The sequence below is a fragment of the Kitasatospora sp. NPDC058406 genome, assembly GCF_042722765.1.
Classification (GTDB): domain Bacteria; phylum Actinomycetota; class Actinomycetes; order Streptomycetales; family Streptomycetaceae; genus Kitasatospora.
This window is the reverse complement of sequence record NZ_JBHXKE010000177.1, coordinates 1-21,109: the sequence shown is the minus strand read 5'-3', so window position 1 is coordinate 21,109 and position 21,109 is coordinate 1. Positions and strand designations below refer to the sequence as shown.

Here is a 21,109-nt window from a genome sequence, read left to right as displayed (position 1 = left end):
TAGCCCACCGGGCGGGGGGCGGCTCCGCGTTCGGGTCAGCCCCCCGGCCGGCGTCGTGGCGGGGTGCGGGCGGGCCTCCGCCGTGGCCGGGTGCAGGCCCGTCGGGGCGAGCAGCGCCCGGCCGAGCAGCCCCACCGCGCCGTCCAGCGTCGCGGTGAACGCCACGGCGGCGCCCGGCAGCCCGCGCAGCTCCCAGAGCACCCGGACCGACGACCAGGCCGCGTCCCGGGCGGCGTCGACCGACCACGCGCCGATCCGGTGGGTCAGCGGCTCGATCCGTTCCAGCAGGTCCGGCCCCGGCATCAGCTGCTCCCGGACCGCCGCCTCCACCCCGGCCAACAGACCGTTGATCCGGTGGTAGTCGGCCGCGAGCTGCCCGGGCTCGCGGCCCAGCCGCCGGCAGGTGTCGATCACGGCGAGCGGCAGGTCGTGCTGGATGTGCGCGTTCATCCCGGCCAGCGCGAACTGGACCGGGTGCACCTCCGGGCACGCCCGCCGCTCGAACAGCGGCTGCCAGCTGGCCGGCGGCCGGCGCCCGGCCGCCACGGCGTCCACGGCCAGCAGGTAGCGCCCGGCGAACACGACGTCCAGCTCGGCCACGGCGCCGGGGTCCGCGAACTCCCCGAGTCGGGCCCGGAGCGTCTCCGTCACGGTCAGGTACATCCGGTTGAACACCGCGACGCCGTCACCGGGCGGCAGCCCGCGCCCGATCGCCCGCAGCCGACGGATCACGCCGTCGACCCCGATCGCCACCCGCGTGTGCGTGCCGGCCATCCGTCACCCTCCGATGTCGATCGTGCACTGATCGCATCATCGTGACAGCTACCTGCCCGGGCCCGGTCGGTGCCGCGCGGAGCCCCCGGCCGCTCCTCCGTCCCCCTCCGCCACTCAGCCCAGCTCGTACTCCAGGACGTAGGTGTGGGCGCCCTGCTCGTCGACGTTCAGCTCGAACGTGCCGGTGATCCCCGTCAGCCCGCCCGAGCCGGTCCCCGCCACCACCCGGATCGCGAGGCGCTCGCCCTGGCTCCCCGGCGCGGAGTGCTGCAGCACGAACGACCCCTGCCGCCCGTCCAGCGTGCCCGTGAACCGCTCCACCGCCACGTACGCGGCCGGCCCGCCCTCGCCGTCCATCACCGAGAACATCCGCACCAGGCTCGTCCCCGTCAGCCCGCCCGTGAAGTCCTTGGTGATCCGCACCCGGCCGACCGTCGACCCCGGCTGCTCGTCCGTCTCCTCCGGCTCGAACGCCGTCAGCTCGAACGCCCCGCTCGTCCTGCTCCCCATGGCACCGTCCCTCGACCGAACCCCGCGGCCGGGCCCGTCGCCGACCGCAGACCCACCCTTGCACGCCCCACCGACAAGCGCGCCGCGGCGCCGTGCGGGCGGCCGGCCCGGCGGCCCCGAGGCCGCTCAGTACTCCCAGCGGAGGGCCAGCGCGGCCGCGTCGTCGTCCAGACCGGTCGGGGAGACCCACGCCGCCAGATCGTCGAGGAGGTCGTCGAGGAGGTCGTCGGGCGCGGTGGCGTGCAGGGCGGCGAGACGGTCGGTGATCGGGTAGAAGCGGCCCGCCGGGTCGCGGGCCTCGGAGAACCCGTCGGTGTGCAGGAGCAGGAGGTCCCCGGCGAGCGGCTCGAACGGATCGGCCCGGTAGCGGCCGCCGCCGAGGAGATCGAGCAGGCCGAGCGGCGGCGCGTGCCGGGAGGGCACGAGTTCGGTCACCCGGCCCGCGCGGCGCAGCAGGGCGTGCGGATGGCCGCAGTTGACCAGGAGGGCGGAGCCCCCCGGTCCGCCGACGCCGAGCAGCACGGCGGTGGCGAACCGCTCGTTGTCCGGCCGGGCGACCAGCGCGGCGTCCAGCCGCCCGGCGAGCCGGGCGAGGTCGGGCTCGGTGCGGGCCGCCGCCCGGAAGGCCCCGAGGACGTCGGCCGCCGTCTCGACGGCCGACAGCCCGTGCCCCTGGACGTCCCCGAGCAGCACCCGGATGCCGAAGGGCGTGTCGGCCACCTCGTAGAGGTCGCCGCCGATCCGTGCCTCGGCCGCCGCCGCGACGTACCGGACGGCGATCCGCAGCGGGCCGATCCGTTCCGGGGGAGGGCGCAGCAGCGCCCGCTGCGCCGCCTCGGAGACCGTCCGGACCTGGAGCAGCTCGCGTTCCCGGGAGGAGATCAGCACGACGTTGGCGGTGCTCGCGAGGGTCGCCGCGAGGATGGTGACCAGCGCGGTGAGGTGGACGGAACCCGACACGGCGGTGTTGCCCCGCTCCAGCAGCCCGGCCGCGACGGCCGCGGCCACCCCGGTGGCCAACGGCACCCGGGCACGGCGGGTGGTCGCCCCGACCAGCACGGGTGCCACCGCGAGGACGGGGGAGAGGGTCGTCCCCGGGCCGGTGAGGAGATCGGCCACCACGGCCGCGACCAGCAGCAGGAAGGCACAGTGGAGCAGCAGCCGGGTTCGCCGCGGCAGGCGCGGCGGCCGTGCCCCGTCCCGCGGGCCGTCGGCGGTCACGGTCACGCACTCGCCTCCCAGGAGGTCGACGGAGGCACCGGGAGGGGCGCCTGCGCGCTTCCACCCTCTTCCACCCTCCACTCTCCACCGGGGCCGCCGCGGACGGCATCCCGGCGGGCCGGCCTGCTCCGCCCGGTCCGCCCGCCCGGTCCGGTCCGGCGGGCCGGATAGGCTGGCCGGCGAGATGAGACGCAAGAGCACGCCGCCGGCCGCCCCCCTCCCGCAACGCCTCGGAGTGGACCCGGTGCACCTGCGGCTGCCGGTCGTCGGCGGCCCGTGGCCGACGGTGCGCGCGTACCTGGCCGAGCGGCTGCCCGCCGCGGCGGTCGAGCGGGTCGGCGCCCTGCTGGACGAGCACGGGATCGTCGGTGAGGACGGGCTGTCGATCGCGCCGGACGAGCCGTTCCGGCCCGGGACGCACCTGTGGTTCTACCGGGAGCTGCCGGCGGAGGTGCCGGTCCCGTTCGCGCTGGACGTGCTGCACCACGACGAGCACCTCGTGGTGGTCGACAAGCCGCACTTCCTGGCCACCACCCCCCGCGGCCGGCACGTCGTGGAGACGGCGCTCTCCCGGCTGCGCCACGCACTCGCCCTGCCGGCCCTCAGCCCGGCGCACCGGCTGGACCGGCTGACGGCCGGGCTGGCGATGTTCGTGGTCCGCCCGGAGGACCGGGGCGCCTACCAGACGCTGTTCCGGGACCGCCTGGTCCACAAGGAGTACCAGGCGGTCGCGCCGTACGACCCGGACCTGGAGCTGCCCCGGACGGTGCGCAGCCACATCCTCAAGGAGCGCGGCGAGATCGCGGCCCGCGACGTGGACGCGCCGCCGAACAGCGAGAGCCGGATCGACCTGGCCGAGCGGCGCGGCGCGCTGGCCCGCTACCTGCTGCTGCCGTCGACCGGGCGGACGCACCAGCTGCGCCTGCACATGAGCGGCCTGGGCGTGCCGATCCTCGGCGACCCGGTGTACCCGGTGGTGCTGCCCGAGCCGGCCCCGGACGACTTTCGCCGCCCACTCCAACTGCTCTCCTCGGTGGTCGAGTTCACCGATCCGCTGAGCGGGCGCCCGCGCCGTTTCGAGAGCCGCCGGACGTTGTCCGCGTGGGCCGACCCGGCCGGGTGGGCCGGGCTGGCCGACCCGGAGGTCCGACCCGCCCCGGGCCCGCCGCCGTCCGCCCCCGCGCAGGCGGGCCGACTGTCCTAGGCCGGAGGGCGGAGGACGAAGGGCCGAGGTGGGGGCGGGTCCGGCGGCCGATCCGGATCGGACCGGTCCGGGGTGATCGTGGTGCCATGAACGCAGAACAGATCAGCAACCGCCCCGTCGCCCTGGTCACCGGCGCCTCGCGCGGTCTCGGCCGGGCGCTCGCCCGGGCCCTCGCCGCCGACGGCTGGCAGCTCGTGATCACCTCCCGGGGCGGGGCCGAACTCGCCACCGCGGAGGCCGAGCTGGCGGAGCTCACCACGGTGGTGGCACTCGCCGGTTCGATCGTCGACGACGACCACCGGGCCCGTCTCGCCTCGGCCGCGGCGGCCCTCGGCGGGGCACGGCTCCTGGTGAACAACGCCGGGACCCTCAACGGCGCCGACGCGGCCGGTGCCGGCGGCGGCTGCGAACCCCTGCCCCGTCTGGCGGACTTCCCGCTGCCCGAGCTGCTGGAGACGTTCGAGGTCAACGTCCTCGCCCCGATCGCGCTGACCCAGCTCGTCCTGCCGCAGCTGCGCGCCCACACCGGTGACGTCCTCAACATCAGCTCGGACGCGGCCGCGGTGGCGTACGAGGGGTGGGGCGGCTACGGCGCGAGCAAGGCGGCGCTGGACCTCGCCTCGGCCGTACTGGCCGTCGAGGAGCCCGAGTTGCGGGTCTGGGCGGTGGATCCGGGCAGCATGCGCACCAGGATGCTCCAGGAGGCGAGCCCGGGCGAGGACATCTCCGGCGAGCCGCTGCCCGAGGAGGTGGCGCCCGCGCTGCTCACCCTCGTCCGCGACCGGGCCGCCTCCGGCCGGTACCGCGCCTCCGAGCTGCTCGCCGACCGGGTCGGCCCCGCCGGAGCCGTGACGGCCGGCCCCACCCCCGCCGGCCCCACCCCCGCCGCCGAGGCCCCCGGCCACGCCTTCGCCGAGGCCCCCGTCGGTGCCGTGCCCCTGGCCGCGTCGTCCGCCCGCCGGGGGGACCGGTGACCGCGGTCGCCGAGCCCGCCCTCGACGTCACCGTCCCGCCCGAACTCTCCGCCCGCGCACCCGCGGAGGCCCGCGGCACGGCCCGGGACGGCGTCCGGATGCTGGTCGGCCGCCGGAACGCCCGGGGCACCGACACCGCCGCGCACCACCGCTTCACCGAGCTGCCCGAGGTGCTCCGCCCCGGCGACCTCCTGGTGGTCAACAACTCGGCCACCCTGCCCGCCGCGCTGCCGGGCCGGCTGCCCGACGGGGGCCCGGTCGCCCTGCACCTGTCCTCCAGCCGGCCGGACCGGCACGGCGCGCACCTGGTCGAACTGCGCCGCGTCGTCCCGGGGAGGGCGCCCGCCTACTTCCCGCCGGCGCAGTCGCCCGCCCGGCCCGGGCTGCGGGTGTCGCTGCCGGCGGGCGGCTCGGCCGAGCTGACCGCACCGTTCACGCCCCGGCTCTGGCACGCCCGGCTCGTCCTCCCGGGTCCGCTGACCGGGTACCTCGCGCAGCACGGCCGGGCCGTCCGCTACGGCTACGTCGACCGCGACTGGCCGATCGAGGCCTACCAGACGGTGTTCGCGACCGTCCCGGGAAGCAGTGAGATGCCCAGTGCGGCGCGGCCGTTCAGCGCCGAGGTGGTGGCCCGGCTGACCGGTCGGGGCGTGCTGCTGGCACCGATCACGCTGCACACCGGGGTCGCCTCCCCGGAGGCGCACGAGCCGCCGTACGCGGAGTGGTTCCGGGTACCGGCCGCCACCGCCCGGTTGGTCGACCACGTCCGGGCCGGCGGCGGGCGGGTGATCGCGGTGGGCACCACGGCCGTTCGCGCCCTGGAGTCGGCGGCCGGCCCGGACGGCGCGGTCCGGGAGGCCGAGGGCTGGACGGAGCTGGTGGTCACCCCCGAGCGCGGCGTACGGGCGGTGGACGGCCTGCTCACCGGCTGGCACGAGCCGCGCGCCTCGCACCTGCACCTGCTCGCCGCCGTCGCGGGCCTGCCGCTGCTGGCGCGCTGCTACCGGGAGGCGGTCCGGCAGCGGTACCTGTGGCACGAGTTCGGCGACGTCAACCTGCTGCTCCCGGACTGACCGGCGGCGCCCCCGGAATCCCGCGCAGCCGGGCCGGGCCGTGCCGAGCCGGTCCCCGGCCGTGCTACCGCTCCACCAGGCCCGGCGGAAGCTCCAGTTCGAACCAGACCACCTTCCCGTCCGGTGTCTTCCGGCTGCCCCAGCGGTGGGCGAGCTCGTTGACCAGGTGGATACCGCGCCCGCCCTCGTCCTCCTCCCGCGCGCGGCGCATCCGGGGCGACTCGGCGTCCTGGTCGGCGACCTCGACGGTGAGCGTCCGGTTGCACAACAGCCTCAGCTGGGTGGGGGATCCGGCGTGCACCAGGGCGTTGGTGATCAGCTCGCTGGTGAGCAGTTCTGCCCAGTCGGCGAGCGCGCCCAGCCCCCAGTCGCCGAGCGTCTCACGGGTGAAGCGGCGCGAGTGGGCGACCATCGCGTGGTCGTCGCCGAGCGGGAGCGTGGCGATCCGGTCGGAGCCGACCGGCATGGCCTGCGCGATGATGACGGCGATGTCGTCCTCGCTGGTGCGGCCGGTGAGTTCGGCCAGCACCGCGTCGCAGGTCTGCTCCGGCGAGCGGTGGGTGCCGGCGGCGATGGTGCGGCAGAGCAGGTCGAGGCCCTCGTCGAGGTCACGGCCGCGCCGCTCCACCAATCCGTCCGTGTAGAGGGCCAGCAGGCCGTCCTCGGGGAGGGTGAACTCGACGCTCTCGAAGGGGACTCCGCCCACCCCGAGCGGAGCCCCGGGCGGCAGCTCGACGAGCCGGGCGCCGCCCCGGCCGTCGCCCACCACCGGCGGCAGGTGGCCCGCGCAGGAGGCGATGCAGTGCCGGCCGACGGGGTCGTACACCACGCAGACGCAGGTGGCGAACTGGCCCTCGCCGATCGCCGTGGTGGCCTCGTCCAGCCGGTGCATGACCCGGTCCGGCGACAGTTCCAGGGTGATCAGGGTGCGGGCCACCGTGCGGAGTTGACCCATGGTCGCGGCGGCCCGGATGCCGTGGCCCATGACGTCGCCGACCACCAGGGCGACCCGGCCGGAGGAGAGCGGGACGACGTCGAACCAGTCGCCGCCGACCTCGCTGACCACGCTGCTGGGCAGGTACCGGTAGGCGATCTCCAGCCCCAGGGTGCGGTGGATCTCCTGCGGCAGCAGGCTCCGTTGCAGGGTGAGCGCGGTCTCCCGCTCCCGGCGGTAGAGCCGGCCGTTGTCGATGGCCAGCGCGGTGCGGGCGGCCAGCTCCTCGGCCAGCGAGCGGTCCGCCGCGCCGAACGGCAGCGGGTTGCGGGTGCGGATGAACTCCACGCCGCCGAGCACCAGTCCGCGCGCCAGCAGCGGCACCATCAGGTAGGAGTGCACGCCGGCGTCGAGCCCCGGCTGCACCCGGTCCTCCGAGGCCACGATCCGGCGCAGCGCCGCCTCGTCCACCTCCGAGACGAGGATCGAGCGGCCGGTGCGCAGGCTCTCCGCGTACACCTGGGCGGACTGCGAGGTCGTGCCGACCTGGTCGGCCGCCCGGGACATGGTGCCGTCGGCGGCGGCCTCGCCGACGGCCACGGCCCGCATGAGCACCGAGCCGTCGGCCGGGACGGGGGACGGGTCCTCGCCGCCGAGCACCGCGTCGCGCAGGTCGACGGTGACGAAGTCGGCGAAGCGGGGGATCACCACCTCCACCAACTCCTCGGAGGTGCGGTCCAGATCGAGCGTGGTGCCGATCCTGGTGGAGGCCTCGTTGAGGAGGGACAGCCGCTGCTGCGCGGCCCACGCCTCGTCCAGGGCGCGCTGGCGGGCCGCCGCCGCGTCCCGTTCCCGGGTGAACAGCAGGGCGTTGTCGATCGCGACGGCCGCGCGGACGGACAGCTCCCCGGCCAGCGCCAGGTCGTCGTCCTCGTACGGATGGTCCATCACCGTCCGGTAGAAGGCGGCGACACCGACCGGTGAGCCCCGGGCGATCAGCGGCACCACCATGAACGAGCGGACGTTCTGTTCGTGGACGGCCGCCGTGCGGACCGGGTCGTTCGCGAACCAGGCCATCCCGGCCTCGTCCATCCTCGGTACCAGCACCGGCCTGCGACGGGTGAGGGCCCAGGCGTAGGGCGAGCCGGGCAGGAACCGCTGCACGCCGCCGGTCCGGTCGATCGGTTCGAGCGTCGAGCCGTGCGCCGAGTGGAACGCCATCCGCCGCAGCACCGCGGAGCCGTCCGTCGACGGCCGGGCCTCGCGCTCGCCCCGTACCAGGTCGTCCAGCACCTCGACCACCACCGTGTCGGCCAGCCGGGGCGTCGCCACCTCGGCCAACTCCAGTGCGGTCTGGGCCAGATCGAGCGTGGTGCCGATCCGGGTGGAGGCCACGTTCACCAGCGCCAGCCGCTCCTGTGCGGCCTTCGCCTCGCGCAGGGCCTGCTGCCGCGCCAGCACGATCTGGTGCTGGCGCAGGTAGAGGCGGGCGTTGTCGATGGCGACGGCCGCCCGGGAGGCCAGCTCGTCACCGAGCGTGATGTCCGCCTCGGCGAAGGACTCCCGCTCCCCGCGCCGCGAGTACACGATCATGCCGAGGGTGGTGCCGCGCGCCACCAGCGGGGTGATCCGCACGGACCGCGGCCGGTCGCCCAGGTAGGCCTGGCGGCGGCTCTCGCTGATCCCGTTGCTCAGTGGCGGAAGCTCCCAGGAGGGCACCACCACCGTCCGGCCGGTGGCCAGCGCCCTCGCGTAGGGGGATTCCGGCGCCACCTCGTACACGGCGTCCACCGGCAGGGCCTCCGCCGGGTAGAGCGGGTCGGTGGTGGCCAGGGCGAGCCGGCGGACCTGCTGCGGCGCGGACGGGTCCAGCGGTTCGACGGTCCGGCCGGCGGCCAGCGCCTCCAGCGCGAAGACGCCGCTGATGTCGGCGACCTTGGGCACCATGGCGTCGGCCAGCTCGCGGGCGGTCTGCCGCAGGTCGAGGGTGGTGCCGATCGAGGCGCTGGCGTCGACCAGCAGGGCCAGCCGCTCCTGCGCCCGGGCGGCGCGGGCGTCGGCACGGAACCGCTCGGTGATGTCGATGACCGTCGAACTGACCCCGAGCACCCGGCCGCTCGGGTCCTCCAGCCGGAAGTACGAGGCCGACCAGGCGTGCTCGTGCGTCGGGTCGCCCGGGGTCCGGCCGTGGGACCGGGCGTCCAGGACGGGTTCGCCGGTCTCCAGCACCCGGCGCATCACCGCCTCGCTCTCCTCGCCGTCGATGCCGGGCAGCAGCTCGGTCAGCCGGCTGCCGACGTGCCGGTCCACCGGCAACCCGTTCACCCGGGCCAGCGCCTCGTTCAGCCGGACGAACGCCAGCCGGCTGTCGAAGACGCCCATGCCGACCGGGGACTGGGTGAAGAAGCCGTCCAGCACGGCCAGGTCCGCCTGGATCCGGCGCAGGGTCGTCACGTCCGACGCCACGGCCAGGACCAGCGGGCTGCCGCCCGGCCCGGCGATCGGGTGGGTGCGGAACTCCAGGTTGACGTGGTGGCCGTCCCGGTGCCGGACCGGGAACACGCCGGACCAGCCGCGCCCGTCGAGGATCTCCTGGAACAGCTCCAGCACCTCGGGCCGCTGGTCGTCGGGGGCCAGCAGCTGCGCGGCCCGGGCGCCGATGGCCTCCTCCGGGGAGTAGCCGAGCAGCGCCTCGGCGTCGTTGCTCCAGTGCAGGATGCGGCCGTCGGACTCGATCAGCGCGGTGGCGATCGGCACCATGAGGAGGGCGTCCTGGTGCGGCCCCGCGCCGGGTTCGCCGCCCGGTTCGTCACGGCGAGCCCGCCCGGGCCCGCCGAGGTCACGCCGCTCGTTCACCATGCTCGGTCACCATGGCCAGAGAACCGCCCGGAGATCGTTTTCGCCAGCCCTGCCATCTTCCCACGCGCCCTGCCCCGCCCGCGCGGCACGCGCCCCGGTACCGGTGGGCGGCGCCCCGGTCCCTCCGGCCCCTCCGGCCGCCCGCACAGGAGGTCGGCGGGTCCGACGTCCGGTGCACGGCGGGCCCGGGCCGCCAGGCCGCGACCGGCGGCGACCGGCCGGTCACGCCCGGCGTCCGAGCGGGCGACACCGGTACTCCGGGCCGGGCCGGGGCCTGCCCGGCCGCCCGCGGCGGTGGGCGTCGCTGCGCTCCTACGCCGTCCCGCCCGAGGCGTGGGTGTTCTGGAGTGTGCGCAACAGCGCGACGCCCGCCGGGTCGACGGAACGGCGGGTGTTGACCACGGCGATCACGCCCACCTGCTTCTCCGGGTCGAAGGCCACGAACGACCGGTAGCCGCCCGTCCCACCGTTGTGCCAGATCTGCAGGTGGCCGCCCTGGCGGGCGTGCAGGCGGTGGCCGAGCCACCCGAGGTGCATCCAGGCGAACGGGTTGACCCGGTGGCGGACCTCCCGGCTGAGTGCGATCGCGGGCGCCAGTGGCGAGTCGTCACCGTCCGTGCCGTTCGCCAGCTGGGCCCGCACGAGTATCGAGAGGTCGGCGACGGTCGAGTGGAGGCCGCCGGCGCCGACCAGGTCGGCGAGGTCCCAGCCGGGGACGGGGCGACCGCCGGAGGTGTGTCCGGGGGCCAGCCGGGCGGCGCGCTCGGCGTCCGGCGTCACCGTCGTGTCGGTCAGGCCGAGCGGGGCGCAGATCTCCCGCGTCACCAGCTCCTGGTAGCCGAGGCCGGTCCGGTGGGTGAGCGCGAGGCCGAGCAGTCCGGCTCCGAGGTTGGAGTAGCGGAAGCTTCGGCCGGGGGCGGCCCGCAGTCGGGTGCGGGCGAGTCCGGCGAGCAGGTACTCGGCGGTGCAGTGCGCGTACGGGTCGGGCTTGTTGGGGGTGAGCAGGGCCGGCAGCAGCATCCCGGCGGGGAGGCGGGGCAGCCCGGCGGAGTGGGTCGCGAGGTGCTGGAGGGTGAGCGGGGTGCCGCCCTTGGCCGGGACGGTGACGCCCGCCGGGAGCGCGTCGGCCAGGACGTCGGCGAGCGGCTCGTCGAGGGCGACGGTGCCGGCGAGCGCCAGTCGCGCGAGCGCGAGAGAGGTGAACACCTTGGTCACCGAGCCGATTTCGAACAGGGTGTCCGGGCCGGGGGCACCGCCGGCGCTGCCGGGGCCGGTGCGGCCGGCGCCGCGGATCTCCACCGTGCCGCCGGCCAGGCCGGCGACCACCGCGCCGACGTGCTGGCCGGCGAGGCGGTCGGCGGTCTGCTGGACGAGGCTGCCAAGGTCGTTCATGACCCCGAGCCTAGGATCCCCCGGCCGGTCGCGACGTCCACCGTGGCGACGATTTCGGGCCCCCGCCGTTCGTCCGCCGGAGGTACGCGCCCACCGCCGCCCGCATGCGTGGGGGCGGGCGGCGGTGGGCGGCCGTCGTGCCGGTCAGCAGCTCAGGTTGTTGCCCGGAACGGTGCCGAGCAGCTGGGTGAAGCGCTGGTAGGCGTTGATCCGGCTCTGCACCTGCGCGGGGTTGCCGCCGTTGCACTCCAGGCTGCCGTTGATGCTGCGGATGGTCTCGCCGAAGCCGTACCCGTTGACGATGGCGTTGTGCGGGGTCATGGTGCCGGGCCCGTTCTGGGTGTTCCAGTACCAGAGCGCGGTCTTCCAGGCCACGGCCGGGTCGGTCTGCACCAGGTTGGGGTTGCGCAGCAGGTCGATGCCGAGGGCGTCGCCGGCCGCCTTGTAGTTGAAGTTCCAGCTCAGCTGGATCGGGCCGCGCCCGTAGTACGCGGCCTGACCGGCCGGGCAGCCGTACGACTGCGCGGCGTCGCAGTAGTGCGGGTAGTTGGCGGTGTTCTGCTCGACCACGTAGACCAGGCCGCCGGTCTCGTGGTTGACGTTGGCGAGGAAGGCCGCGGCCTCCTGCTTGCGCACGGTGTCCGTGCCGGTGCCCGCGAAGGCGGGGTAGGCGGAGAGGGCGTCGAGCAGGCCCTGGTAGGTGTAGAAGGTGTTCCGGTTCGGGAACATCTGGTTGAACTGCGCCTGGCTGACCGGGAATCCGCCCGGGTTGGGGGTCACGGTGGTGGTCGGCGTCGGCGTCGGGCCGCAGCTGTACGGCTCCCAGTACCAGGTGCTGATCACCGGGTCGTAGCCCGGGTTGTCGTGGGTGGCCCGGTAGAAGCTGCCGTTGACGTACCGGACGATCGTGCCGGTGGTGTAGGTGCGTCCGGCGACCCAGTCCGGGTAGGCGCAGTTCCCGGGAGTCGGCGTCGCGGTGGGCGTCACCGTGGGAGTGGCGGTGGGCGTCGTGGTGGGGGTCTGGGTCGGGCCGGTGCCGCAGGTGCCCTGGTCGGCCCAGACGCCGGAGCCGGCGGTGCTCGGGGCCTCGCCCTGGGTCCACCACTTCGCGGACCAGTTGTGGCCGTTGTGCGAGGCGCTCGTGCCGCCGGTGTAGACGGCCGACGAGCTCCAGGGCGTGGCGCAGACGGCGGCGCTCGCGTTGGCGGCGGGCAGCAGCAGGACGACTGCCAGGGCCGTGACGACGGCGGACAGCAGTGCGAGGAGACGTTTCGTTGACACTTGATCACCCCTTGTGCGGTGGGGGCCGCACGGTCGTGGAGGCGGGAAGGTCGGGGCAGGGAGGGGCCCCGCGGTGTGGGGGCTCGTCGTGGGGGACGGGCCGACCGGGGTGCGGGCCGGTGCGGGGCTGGCCCAGACTCAAGCGGAATGGTCTAAACCTGTCAAGAGCGCACGGCGTGGCGGGGCCCGGATTCGGCGGCCGCGGCCCCCGGTCCGTCACCGTTCGCACGGTGCCCGCCCCCTGCCCCGACCTGCCCGTTTCCGCACCCCGGTCGCACCCCGGTCGCGCCCCGGTCGCGCCACGGCCGAAACTCGCCCTCCGTCTCCGGCTGACGCGCGGATCCGGCCCGTCCCACGGGCCCCGCCCGCCCCACCGGCCCCGCCCCGGCCGTGCACCTGCGCAGGCCCCGCCCGGTGGTCTGGGAGGATGGCGGGGTGGACGAGACCCCCGACCCCGCCGCCCTGTCCGGCCCCGGTGCACCGATCAGGTCGGGTATCCCGGAGCACGGCCGGGTGCCCAAGTACTACGCCGTCAAGGGCCGGCTGGAGGAGCTGCTCGACGAGCTCGGCGAGGGTGGCGTGCTGCCGACCGAGCGCGAGCTGGCCGCCCGCTTCGAGGTGGCCCGCGAGACGCTCCGCCAGGCCCTGCGCGACCTGTTGATCCAGGGCCGGGTCCGCCGGCGCGGGCGCAGCACGGTGGTGGCCGGCCCCAAGCTGGAGCAGCCGCTCTCGCTGGCCAGCTACACCGAGGGGGTCCGCCGCCAGGGCCGGGTCCCCGGCCGCACCCTGATCGGGCTGGAACGGCTCGATGCCGGGACCCAGTTGGCCGGACAGCTGCGGATCGCACCGGGCGAGCCGGTCTGGCACCTGGAGCGGGTACTGCTCGCGGACGGAGAGCGGGTCGGGCTGGAGAGCACCTACCTGGCGGTGCGGCGGGTCCCGGCGCTGGACCGGGAGTTCGATCCGGGATCCTCGCTCTACGCGTTCCTGGCCGAGAAGGCGGGCATCACCTTCGGTGCGGCCGACGAGCGGATCGAGACGGTGCTGGCCTCGCCGCGCGAGGCACTGCTGATCGGTACGCCGCCGGCGCTGCCGATGCTGCTGCTGCACCGGCTGACCAGGGATCCGGCCGGTGCCCCCGTGGAGCGGGTGCGCTCGCTCTACCGGGGTGACCGCTTCAGCTTCACCACGCGTCTCGAAGCCGGCTGACGACCCCGGGGCCCGGCCCGGCCCGGCCCCGGTCCTGTCCCCGCCCCTGCCCCAACCCCTTGTTGATCACGCAGAGATAACGGGTCTGGACCGAATTTCGAGCGCTGTTCATGCCCGGGTCGGAAGCCGGGCCACCGCCGTCCATCCGCCGATCCGACCGTGGTCACCGCCCCCCTTCCCCGCCATGACGCAGCATCAGGAGGACGACGTGACCCCGCACACCCCCGCCACGCCCGCCGCCATCCCCGCCGCCCCGGCCCCCTCCGGCCTCTCCCGCCGCGGCCTGCTCCTCGGCTCCGCCGCCGCCGTACTCGCCGCCGCCCCGCTGACCGCCGGCGCCGCCCGTGCCGCCACCGCCGCCGTGGCCGGCCGCACCCCCAAGGTGCTGGTCATCGGCCTCGACGGCACCATGCTCAACCGCATCAAGGACTCCGGCGCCGCCAACCTCAACGCGCTGATGGCCGGCGGACTCACCGCCGCCGGCAGCCTCTACGCCAACCCGATGGCCGGCACCAGCTCGGGCCCGGGCTGGTCGACCGTCGCCACCGGCGTCTGGCCGGACAAGCACAACGTCCGCGACAACAACTTCACCGCCCCCGCCTTCGCCGCCTACCCCGACTTCCTCACCCGGGCCGAGACCGCCAGGCCCGCGCTCAACACCTACGTGGTCGCCTCCTGGGCGCCGATCGCCGACATCATCTACTCCGGGCGGGTCGACACCCGGGTGGCCACGCCGTCCGCCGAGTACGACGCCGGCACCACCTCCCGCGCCGTCGCCAGGCTCCGCGACACCGACCCGGACGCGGTCTTCGTGCAGCTCGACAACGTCGACCACGCCGGCCACAGCAGTGGCTCCGCCAGCCAGGCCTACCTGGAGGCGATCCGCGGCGTGGACGCCCAGGTCGGCCAGATCCTCGCCGCCGTCCGCGGCCGGACCGGGTACGCGCAGGAGGACTGGCTGGTCATGGTCACCGCCGACCACGGGCACACCCCCACCGGCGGCCACGGCGGCTCCACCTGGGAGGAGCGGCAGACCTTCGTGATCGCCAACGGCTCGGCCTTCCCGGCCGGTTCGGTCCGGTACGACGTGCGCATGGTGGACATCGCCCCCACTGCCCTCGCCCACCTCGGCATCGCCGTCGACCCGGCCTGGGGCCTCGACGGCAGCCCGGTCCCGAGCCTCGTCCCGGACGCCTTCGACGCGCTGCGCCCGCAGCTGACCGGCCGGGTCGACGAGACCGGCATCCCGGCCGGCGTCCTCGGCTTCACCCACACCCCGCCGAGCGGCTGGTCGGTCGACAACTCCGCGATGGGCACCGGCGGTGTCACCGAGTGGCGCGGCTGGTCGTTCACCACCGACGAGTTCTGGACCAAGGCCCAGCGTGACCAGTCCCGCGAGCTCAACGTCCGCGCCCGCAACGTGTTCGCCGTCGCGGACTCCGACGAGTGGGCCGACAAAACCTTCAAGGGCAGCTACGACTCCACCCTGGTCAGCCCCGAGTACCCGGTCGCCGGACTGGCCACCGTGCCGGTCTCCTTCACCACCTACTACCAGCAGGAGGGCGCCCAGACCGCCCAGGTGCTCGCCGTCTGGGACGGCGGCGCGCCGGTCCAGGTGAAGAGCTACACCGCGGAGACCAACGGCCGGCAGACCCTGAACCTGGCCGTCCCGGCGGGCGCGAGCCGCCTGCGGCTGCGGTTCCGGTACACCGGCAGCAACAACTGGTACTGGGTGCTCGACAACGTCCGGGTCGGCCAGAGCTAGGGGCCGGCCGGCCCGCCGGTCGGACCGCCCGCCGGCCCCTCCGGCGGGGCGACCGGGGCGACCGGGGCGACCGGGGCGAGCGCGGCGCGCAGCCGCCCGGCGACCTCCGCCGCGCCCGCCTCGTCGGGGTACTTCCCGCGCGGCCAGAAGAAGCCGCGCAGCCCGTCCTTCGGGTTGCGCGGCACCACGTGGACGTGGAGGTGCGGCACCGACTGGCTGATCCGGTTGTTCGCGGCGACGAAGCTGCCCGCCGCTCCCATCCCGAGCTCGACCGCCGCCGCCACCCGCTGCACCCGCAGGAAGAACGGGCCGACCTCGGCCGGCGGGAGGTCGGCCAGGGTGGGGTGGTGGGCGCGCGGGACGACCAGCACGTGGCCGGGGAAGAGCGGGCGGCGGTCCAGGAAGGCCACCGCCGACCCGTCGTCCAGCACCCGGTGCGCGGGCTCGGTGCCGGCCACCACCGCACAGAAGACGCAGTCCATCCGTCCATTCAAGCGGCCTCCCGCCGCACCGGCGCGCCGGTGCGGCGGCGTCACCCGTCCGGACCCCGACCGGGTGCGGTGCGCCCCGGCCGGGGCGCACGGTGCAGGAGGGGGCGCGTGGCGCGCCCCCTCGACGAGGAGGTGGCCCGGATGGCGGGCAAGTTCGAGGTGTACGAGGACTCCGGCGGCAAGTTCCGGTTCCGGCTCAAGGCGGGCAACGGCGAGATCGTCGCCACCGGCCAGGGGTACGCGAGCAAGGACGCCGCCCACAAGGGAGTCGAGGCGGTCCAGCGGGCCGCCGCGGGCGCGAGCGTGGTGGACGTGGCCAAGGCCGCGGCCTGAGCTCCGGTCCGCGGTGCGCGTGCGGGAGGCCGGGCCGGACGCGGAGGTGCGTCCAGCCCGGCCTCCCGCACCGTCCCGGCTCCGGCCGGGCGGGTGGCCGCTACTCGTACCGGTAGAGCAGCGCCTCCCGCTCGTTCTGCTCGATGGCCTCGACGGTCAGCGACGGGTCCCCGAGGTGGGAGAGGGTGACCTCGGCCGAGCTGGGCTGGGCGTCCGCGGCGAGCCAGTTCTCCGGCTTCCACGCCGAGGAGCGCAGGAACGCCTTCGGGCAGTGCGCGTAGACCTCCTCGACCGCCACCACGATCGCGCTGCGCGGCGGCTTGCCGACCGCCGTCAGCTGCTCCAGCAGCCGGGGATCGGTGGAGACGCAGGCGCGGCCGTTCACCCGCAGCGTGGAGTCCCGGCCCGGCACCACGAAGATCAGCCCGATCCGGCCGGTTTCGACGATGTTGTGCAGGGTGTCCAGTCGCTTGTTGCCGGTCGCGTCCGGGATCGCCAGGGTGTGCTCGTCCAGCACCGACACCAGCCCGGCCGGCCCGCCGCGCGGGGAGACGTCGCACCGGCCGTCCGCGTCCGCGCTGGCCACGAAGACCAGCGACGAGCACGCGATCAGCCGGCGCGCCACCTCGTGGAGGTGGTCGACCTGCTTGCGACGGGCGTGGACGCCGGGCTGCTCGTAGACCTCCCGCAGACCCGCGGCGTCGCGGACGGCGCTCGCGCCGAGCGCCTCGAACAGGCCGTTCGGGGCGCCCGGTTCGACGGTTGACGGGTCGGGAGTCTCCGGTGTGCTGGTCATACCGGAAATCTAGCCGAGGGCCTCCGGGTGATCGCCGACGGGCAGCGGTGAGGCCGCCCGCGACCCGGCCGCCGGGTCCGGGTTCGGCGGGACCGCCGACCTCCCGGGCCTGCTCAGACGATCAGCGGCACCGGGTGCACCTCGTCCGCCGGGTGTCCGGCGCGTTCGTGGACCCGCTGCACGGCCTCCCTCGACGGACCCTCGGAGAGGCAGTAGACGATGCCCGACTCCGGGTCGGCCCACGCCTGTTCGAACTGCACGCCCTCCTCGGCCTGGATCGCCAGGTCGGCCTGGTGGGCCATCCGCAACTCGTCCTGCGTGATGCCGGCCATCCCGTGGTGGACATCCATGAACTTCGCCATCGTGCTCGCACCTCCTGGAGCCTGCGGACGGCCGCCGCCCGTCCGCCTACCACCAGCGTGCGCCCGGCGCACCGCGGACCGCCACCGGGAGCCCCGCGCACCCGGCGCCCGCCGCGTACTCCCGTCCGCCCGCATTCCCGGCCTCCGCGTGAAACAGACCACAGCCGGGGCCTCTCCCTGGGACCGCACGGATCATGGCACAATGACGGCAGTAGTAGCAGTGACGTTCAGCGCACTCCGGGGTCGGTGAAAATCCGAACCGGCGGTTACAGTCCGCGACCCGTCCGCAGCCAGCGGCCGGTTGACCAGGTGAAATTCCTGGACCGACGGTTAAAGTCCGGATGGGAGGCGTGCGCGACGGACGAGAGAGCGGTATCCGTGGTCCCCCGGTGGACCGCGGACGTGCACGACGGGAGAGGTCTCCTCTGCCGTCGGCCGGTCGGCGGTGACCCGTGACCACGGGCGGCCCCGCCGTCGGCGGATCCGTGCACCCCGTGCCCGTCCGTGTCATCTCCCATGCCACAGCCCCGGAGTCCGCGCCCCAAGCGCGAGGAGAACCCGGGTGTTCACCGGCATCATCGAAGAGCTCGGCGAGGTCGTGTCGATCGAGGAGATCGGCGACTCCTCGCGAATCCGCCTGCGTGGTCCGGTGGTCTGTCAGGACGCGCACCACGGCGACTCCATCGCGGTGAACGGCGTCTGCCTGACCGTCGTCGACAGCCCCGACCAACTGGCCGCCGGAACCGGCGAGTTCAGTGCGGACGTGATGGCCGAGACACTCCACCGTTCCAGCCTGGGCGAGTTGAAGCCCGGCTCGCGGGTCAACCTGGAGCGGGCCATGGCGCTCGGCGCCCGGCTCGGCGGACATCTGGTGCAGGGTCATGTCGACGCCACCGGGCGGCTGTTGAGCCGCGAACCGGGCGAGCGTGACGCCGCCGGCGAGCTGCGCTGGGAGGTGCTGCGCTTCTCGCTCCCGGAGTCGGTCTCGCGCTACCTGGTGGAGAAGGGCTCGATCACCGTCGACGGTGTCAGCCTCACCGTGGTCGAGGCGGCCCGTGACAGCTTCACCGTCAGCCTCATCCCGGCCACCCTCGCGCTGACCACGCTTGGGACCAGGGCCGTCGGCGAGAGCGTCAACCTGGAGGTCGACGTCCTCGCCAAGTACGTGGAGCGGCTGCTGGAGTCCCGCACGCTCCCGGCCCTCCCCACCCTCCCCACCCTCCCCACCCTTCCGACGATCGCCGGAGAGAACACGTGAACTGGCTCAACGGCACCGTCCACCTCCTCGGTCAGGACGTCTACCGCTCGGACATCATCGGCAACCTGCTCGGCCTCACCGCGCTCGCCCTCGGCTGGCGGCGCTCCCGGCTGACCTGGCCGGTCCAACTGCTCTCCGGGGTCGTCCTGGTCGGCGCCTACTGGTCCGCCCACCTCAGCGGCGGTGTGGGCAAGCAGTTCGTGGTCATCGTGGCCGCCGTCTGGGGCTGGACCCGCTGGCAGCGCGGCAAGCACGGCGGCGGCGACGTCGAGGTCCGCTTCGCCACCGGCCGGGAGCGCGCCGTGCTGATCGGCGGCACCGTGCTCGGCACCGTGGCGGTCGGCACGCTCTTCACCGTCTACCCGCAACTGTCGTGGGACGCCTGGCCGGACGCCTACATCTTCGTCGGCACGCTGGCCGCGATGGTGGCCCAGGCCCGCGGCTGGGTCGAGTTCTGGTTCGCCTGGGTCGCCGTCGACCTGGTCGGCGTCCCGCTCGCCTTCAACAACGGGCTGGTCTTCTCCGGCTTCACGTACTCCGTCTACTTCGTCCTGGTCCTGCTCGGCCTGCGTGCCTGGTGGCTGCGCGGCCGCACCGCCCGTCCCTCGACCGACCGCGTCCTCCAGGGAGCCTCCGCATGACCGAGAACCAGACCGAGAACCAGCCCGAGAAGCAGACCCCGGCCCGCACCGGCGACCGCGCCGCCGTGCTCGACCTCGCCCTGGACCCGGTCGAGCGGGCCGTCTCCGACATCGCGCTCGGCCGCGCCGTGATCGTGGTCGACGACGAGGACCGCGAGAACGAGGGCGACATCGTCTTCGCCGCCTCCGCCGCCACCCCCGAGCTGATGGCGTTCACCATCCGCTACAGCTCCGGCGTGATCTGCGTCCCGATGACCGGCGACGAACTGGACCGGCTCAAGCTCCCCCCGATGACCCAGGTCAACGAGGACCGCAAGGGCACCGCCTACGCCGTCTCGGTCGACGCCCGCGACGGGGTCTCCACCGGCATCTCGGCCGCCGACCGGGCCCGTACCGTCCGGCTGCTCTCCTCGCCCGGCACCGGGCCCGGCGACCTGGCCCGCCCCGGGCACGTGTTCCCGCTGCGGGCCGTCGACGGCGGCGTGCTGGTCCGCCCCGGTCACACCGAGGCCGCCGTCGACCTGGCCCGGCTCGCCGGGCTGGCGCCGGCCGGTGCGATCGCCGAGGTGGTCAACGACGACGGCACCATGGCGCGGCTGCCCGAGCTGGTCGCCTTCGCCCGCGAGCACGGCCTGGCGATCATCTCGATCGAGGACCTGATCGCCTACCGCCGCCGGACCGAACTGCACGTCGGCCGGGCCGCCGTCACCTCGCTGCCCACCGAGTTCGGCGAGTTCACCGCCGTCGGCTACCAGGGCACCATCGACGGGGTCGAGCACATCGCCCTGGTCGCCGGCGGGCTGGACGCGGACGGCCGGCTCCCGGACGGCGAGGACGTCCTGGTGCGGGTCCACTCGGAGTGCCTGACGGGCGACGTCCTCGGCTCGCTGCGCTGCGACTGCGGCCCGCAGCTGCAGGCCTCGCTGCGGCGGGTCGCCGAAGCCGGCCGCGGCGTGGTGCTCTACCTGCGCGGCCACGAGGGCCGGGGCATCGGTCTGGCGCACAAGCTGCGCGCCTACGAGCTGCAGGAGCAGGGCCGGGACACCGTCGACGCCAACCTCGAACTGGGCCTGCCCGCGGACGCCCGCGACTACAGCATCGGCGCCCAGATGCTCTGCGACCTCGGGGTGCGCTCGCTCACCCTGCTGACCAACAACCCGGAGAAGCTGACCGCGCTCACCGAGCACGGGCTCAAGGTCAAGGGCCGCGAGTCGGTGGAGATCCCGGCCGGCGAGCACAACCTGCGCTACCTGCGGACCAAGCGCGACCGGATGGGCCACGACCTGCCCGGCCTCGGTTCCTGACCCGCGGAGCAACACCGCGCACCACCCGCACCACCCACCCGCACCACCCACCCGCACCGCCGAACCACCGAGCCGAACCATCGAAAGGCACCCGCACATGAGCGGCCACGGAGCCCCCGAGCTGACCATCGACAACGCCGCCGGCCTCAAGGTCGCCGTGATCGCCGCCCAGTGGCACGAGCAGGTGATGAACGGCCTCCTGGACGGTGCCCACCGCGCCCTGAAGGAGCTGGGTGTCGCCGAGCCGACCGTCCTGCGCGTCCCCGGCACCTTCGAGCTGCCGGTGGCCGCCAAGCGGCTCGCCGACCGCGGCTACGACGCCGTGATCGCCCTCGGCGTGGTGATCCGCGGCGGCACCCCGCACTTCGACTACGTCTGCCAGGCCGCCACCGCCGGTCTCACCCAGGTCAGCGTGGACACCGGCGTTCCGGTCGGCTTCGGCGTGCTGACCTGCGACGACGAGCAGCAGGCGCTGGACCGGGCGGGCCTGCCGGGCTCCGCCGAGGACAAGGGGCACGAGGCCGTCACGGCCGCCGTCGCGACCGCCGTCACCCTGCGCGCGCTCTGAGCCGCGGGCGGGCCGCGCCTTCGCGGGCCCGTCCCCGCCCACCCGTTCGGGAACCCGGACCGTGGACGTCCACCGGACTGTCCACGGTCCGGGAGCGGTTACCGCCCGTTAGCGCGCACGCGGATTGGTGTGTGCAGCAGGGCGTGGTGGTCATGCGGGG

The 21,109-nt window shown here is 74.9% G+C and carries 19 protein-coding genes and 1 riboswitch; of the genes, 10 read left to right on the top strand and 9 right to left on the bottom strand.

The annotated features are described in order from the left end of the window. The 3 genes from ACFWOG_RS28735 to ACFWOG_RS28725 form a co-directional block, all read right to left on the bottom strand. A partial coding sequence (locus tag ACFWOG_RS28735; protein WP_380361652.1) for a DUF5995 family protein occupies positions 1-774 on the bottom strand: 774 nt, incomplete at its 3' end. Positions 775-888: 114 nt separating this feature from the next. After that, positions 889-1,284, bottom strand: a complete 396-nt coding sequence (locus ACFWOG_RS28730; protein ID WP_329884162.1) for a DUF3224 domain-containing protein — start codon at positions 1,282-1,284, stop codon at positions 889-891. A 126-nt stretch (positions 1,285-1,410) separates the two neighbouring features. After that, positions 1,411-2,511, bottom strand: a complete 1,101-nt coding sequence (locus ACFWOG_RS28725) for a PP2C family protein-serine/threonine phosphatase (RefSeq protein ID WP_380361649.1) — start codon at positions 2,509-2,511, stop codon at positions 1,411-1,413. Positions 2,512-2,689: 178 nt separating this feature from the next. Between ACFWOG_RS28725 and ACFWOG_RS28720 the strand changes: the two genes are divergently transcribed. From ACFWOG_RS28720 to ACFWOG_RS28710, 3 genes are all read left to right on the top strand, one after another. Beyond that, the gene (locus tag ACFWOG_RS28720) at positions 2,690-3,709 is read left to right on the top strand and encodes a pseudouridine synthase (protein WP_380361647.1); all 1,020 of its coding nucleotides are present in this window, start codon (positions 2,690-2,692) and stop codon (positions 3,707-3,709) included. Between the two features lie 86 nt (positions 3,710-3,795). Further along, a complete protein-coding gene (locus ACFWOG_RS28715) occupies positions 3,796-4,683 on the top strand; it encodes an SDR family NAD(P)-dependent oxidoreductase (RefSeq protein WP_380361645.1) in 888 nt (295 codons plus the stop codon). Next, positions 4,680-5,756, top strand: coding sequence for an S-adenosylmethionine:tRNA ribosyltransferase-isomerase (locus tag ACFWOG_RS28710; protein WP_380361643.1), 1,077 nt, complete (start codon positions 4,680-4,682; stop codon positions 5,754-5,756). Before ACFWOG_RS28715 ends, ACFWOG_RS28710 begins: the two co-directional genes overlap by 4 nt. 64 nt (positions 5,757-5,820) lie before the next feature. On the opposite strand, the gene ACFWOG_RS28705 is transcribed toward ACFWOG_RS28710, so the two are convergent. The 3 genes from ACFWOG_RS28705 to ACFWOG_RS28695 form a co-directional block, all read right to left on the bottom strand. Then, positions 5,821-9,549, bottom strand: coding sequence for a SpoIIE family protein phosphatase (locus ACFWOG_RS28705; protein ID WP_380361641.1), 3,729 nt, complete (start codon positions 9,547-9,549; stop codon positions 5,821-5,823). 312 nt (positions 9,550-9,861) lie between these two features. Further along, positions 9,862-10,941 carry a serine hydrolase domain-containing protein gene (locus tag ACFWOG_RS28700; protein ID WP_329952575.1) on the bottom strand — a complete coding sequence of 360 codons (1,080 nt, stop codon included), beginning with the start codon at positions 10,939-10,941 and terminating at the stop codon, positions 9,862-9,864. A gap of 144 nt (positions 10,942-11,085) precedes the next feature. Further along, complete coding sequence (locus tag ACFWOG_RS28695; protein ID WP_329884176.1) at positions 11,086-12,222, bottom strand: glycoside hydrolase family 19 protein; 1,137 nt, start codon at positions 12,220-12,222, stop codon at positions 11,086-11,088. Positions 12,223-12,657: 435 nt separating this feature from the next. On the opposite strand from ACFWOG_RS28695, the gene ACFWOG_RS28690 reads away from it, so the two are divergent. Both ACFWOG_RS28690 and ACFWOG_RS28685 read left to right on the top strand, forming a co-directional pair. Then, complete coding sequence (locus tag ACFWOG_RS28690; protein ID WP_329952576.1) at positions 12,658-13,431, top strand: GntR family transcriptional regulator; 774 nt, start codon at positions 12,658-12,660, stop codon at positions 13,429-13,431. A 184-nt stretch (positions 13,432-13,615) separates the two neighbouring features. Continuing rightward, the gene (locus ACFWOG_RS28685) at positions 13,616-15,196 is read left to right on the top strand and encodes an alkaline phosphatase family protein (protein WP_380361638.1); all 1,581 of its coding nucleotides are present in this window, start codon (positions 13,616-13,618) and stop codon (positions 15,194-15,196) included. On the opposite strand, the gene ACFWOG_RS28680 is transcribed toward ACFWOG_RS28685, so the two are convergent. Continuing rightward, a complete protein-coding gene (locus ACFWOG_RS28680; RefSeq protein WP_380361636.1) occupies positions 15,193-15,678 on the bottom strand; it encodes an HIT family protein in 486 nt (161 codons plus the stop codon). The two genes, ACFWOG_RS28685 and ACFWOG_RS28680, sit on opposite strands and share 4 nt — an antisense overlap. 117 nt (positions 15,679-15,795) lie before the next feature. Between ACFWOG_RS28680 and ACFWOG_RS28675 the strand changes: the two genes are divergently transcribed. Beyond that, complete coding sequence (locus ACFWOG_RS28675; protein ID WP_329884183.1) at positions 15,796-16,020, top strand: DUF1508 domain-containing protein; 225 nt, start codon at positions 15,796-15,798, stop codon at positions 16,018-16,020. Between the two features lie 100 nt (positions 16,021-16,120). On the opposite strand, the gene ACFWOG_RS28670 is transcribed toward ACFWOG_RS28675, so the two are convergent. Both ACFWOG_RS28670 and ACFWOG_RS28665 read right to left on the bottom strand, forming a co-directional pair. Then, on the bottom strand, positions 16,121-16,816 hold the full coding sequence (locus ACFWOG_RS28670) for an MSMEG_1061 family FMN-dependent PPOX-type flavoprotein (RefSeq protein ID WP_329952579.1): 696 nt from the start codon (positions 16,814-16,816) through the stop codon (positions 16,121-16,123). A gap of 113 nt (positions 16,817-16,929) precedes the next feature. Then, the gene (locus ACFWOG_RS28665; RefSeq protein WP_329884187.1) at positions 16,930-17,178 is read right to left on the bottom strand and encodes an SCO4226 family nickel-binding protein; all 249 of its coding nucleotides are present in this window, start codon (positions 17,176-17,178) and stop codon (positions 16,930-16,932) included. 229 nt (positions 17,179-17,407) lie between these two features. Then, positions 17,408-17,535: riboswitch (FMN riboswitch) on the top strand. Between the two features lie 205 nt (positions 17,536-17,740). On the opposite strand from ACFWOG_RS28665, the gene ACFWOG_RS28660 reads away from it, so the two are divergent. The 4 genes from ACFWOG_RS28660 (at position 17,741) to ribH (ending at position 20,949) form a co-directional block, all read left to right on the top strand. Then, the gene (locus tag ACFWOG_RS28660) at positions 17,741-18,436 is read left to right on the top strand and encodes a riboflavin synthase (protein ID WP_380361633.1); all 696 of its coding nucleotides are present in this window, start codon (positions 17,741-17,743) and stop codon (positions 18,434-18,436) included. Further along, positions 18,433-19,077 carry a nicotinamide riboside transporter PnuC gene (locus ACFWOG_RS28655; protein WP_380361631.1) on the top strand — a complete coding sequence of 215 codons (645 nt, stop codon included), beginning with the start codon at positions 18,433-18,435 and terminating at the stop codon, positions 19,075-19,077. Before ACFWOG_RS28660 ends, ACFWOG_RS28655 begins: the two co-directional genes overlap by 4 nt. Next, entirely contained in the window at positions 19,074-20,381 is a 1,308-nt protein-coding gene (locus ACFWOG_RS28650) for a bifunctional 3,4-dihydroxy-2-butanone-4-phosphate synthase/GTP cyclohydrolase II (protein ID WP_355405852.1), read from the top strand. The genes ACFWOG_RS28655 and ACFWOG_RS28650 overlap by 4 nt, the downstream gene beginning before the upstream one ends. Positions 20,382-20,478: 97 nt before the next feature. Continuing rightward, on the top strand, positions 20,479-20,949 hold the full coding sequence (ribH, locus tag ACFWOG_RS28645; protein WP_329884194.1) for a 6,7-dimethyl-8-ribityllumazine synthase: 471 nt from the start codon (positions 20,479-20,481) through the stop codon (positions 20,947-20,949). The last annotated feature ends 160 nt before the right edge of the window (positions 20,950-21,109 follow it).

Excerpts from the sequence above, each read along its gene's own strand:
- ACFWOG_RS28730 (WP_329884162.1), bottom strand. The coding sequence starts at position 1,284 with ATGGGGAGCAGGACGAGCGGGGCGTTCGAGCTGACGGCGTTCGAGCCG.
- ACFWOG_RS28720 (WP_380361647.1), top strand. The coding sequence starts at position 2,690 with ATGAGACGCAAGAGCACGCCGCCGGCCGCCCCCCTCCCGCAACGCCTC.
- ACFWOG_RS28715 (WP_380361645.1), top strand. The coding sequence starts at position 3,796 with ATGAACGCAGAACAGATCAGCAACCGCCCCGTCGCCCTGGTCACCGGC.
- ACFWOG_RS28705 (WP_380361641.1), bottom strand. The coding sequence starts at position 9,549 with ATGGTGAACGAGCGGCGTGACCTCGGCGGGCCCGGGCGGGCTCGCCGT.
- ACFWOG_RS28700 (WP_329952575.1), bottom strand. The coding sequence starts at position 10,941 with ATGAACGACCTTGGCAGCCTCGTCCAGCAGACCGCCGACCGCCTCGCC.
- ACFWOG_RS28685 (WP_380361638.1), top strand. The coding sequence starts at position 13,616 with ATGACGCAGCATCAGGAGGACGACGTGACCCCGCACACCCCCGCCACG.
- ACFWOG_RS28680 (WP_380361636.1), bottom strand. The coding sequence starts at position 15,678 with ATGGACTGCGTCTTCTGTGCGGTGGTGGCCGGCACCGAGCCCGCGCAC.
- ACFWOG_RS28670 (WP_329952579.1), bottom strand. The coding sequence starts at position 16,816 with ATGACCAGCACACCGGAGACTCCCGACCCGTCAACCGTCGAACCGGGC.
- ACFWOG_RS28665 (WP_329884187.1), bottom strand. The coding sequence starts at position 17,178 with ATGGCGAAGTTCATGGATGTCCACCACGGGATGGCCGGCATCACGCAG.
- ACFWOG_RS28650 (WP_355405852.1), top strand. The coding sequence starts at position 19,074 with ATGACCGAGAACCAGACCGAGAACCAGCCCGAGAAGCAGACCCCGGCC.
- ribH (WP_329884194.1), top strand. The coding sequence starts at position 20,479 with ATGAGCGGCCACGGAGCCCCCGAGCTGACCATCGACAACGCCGCCGGC.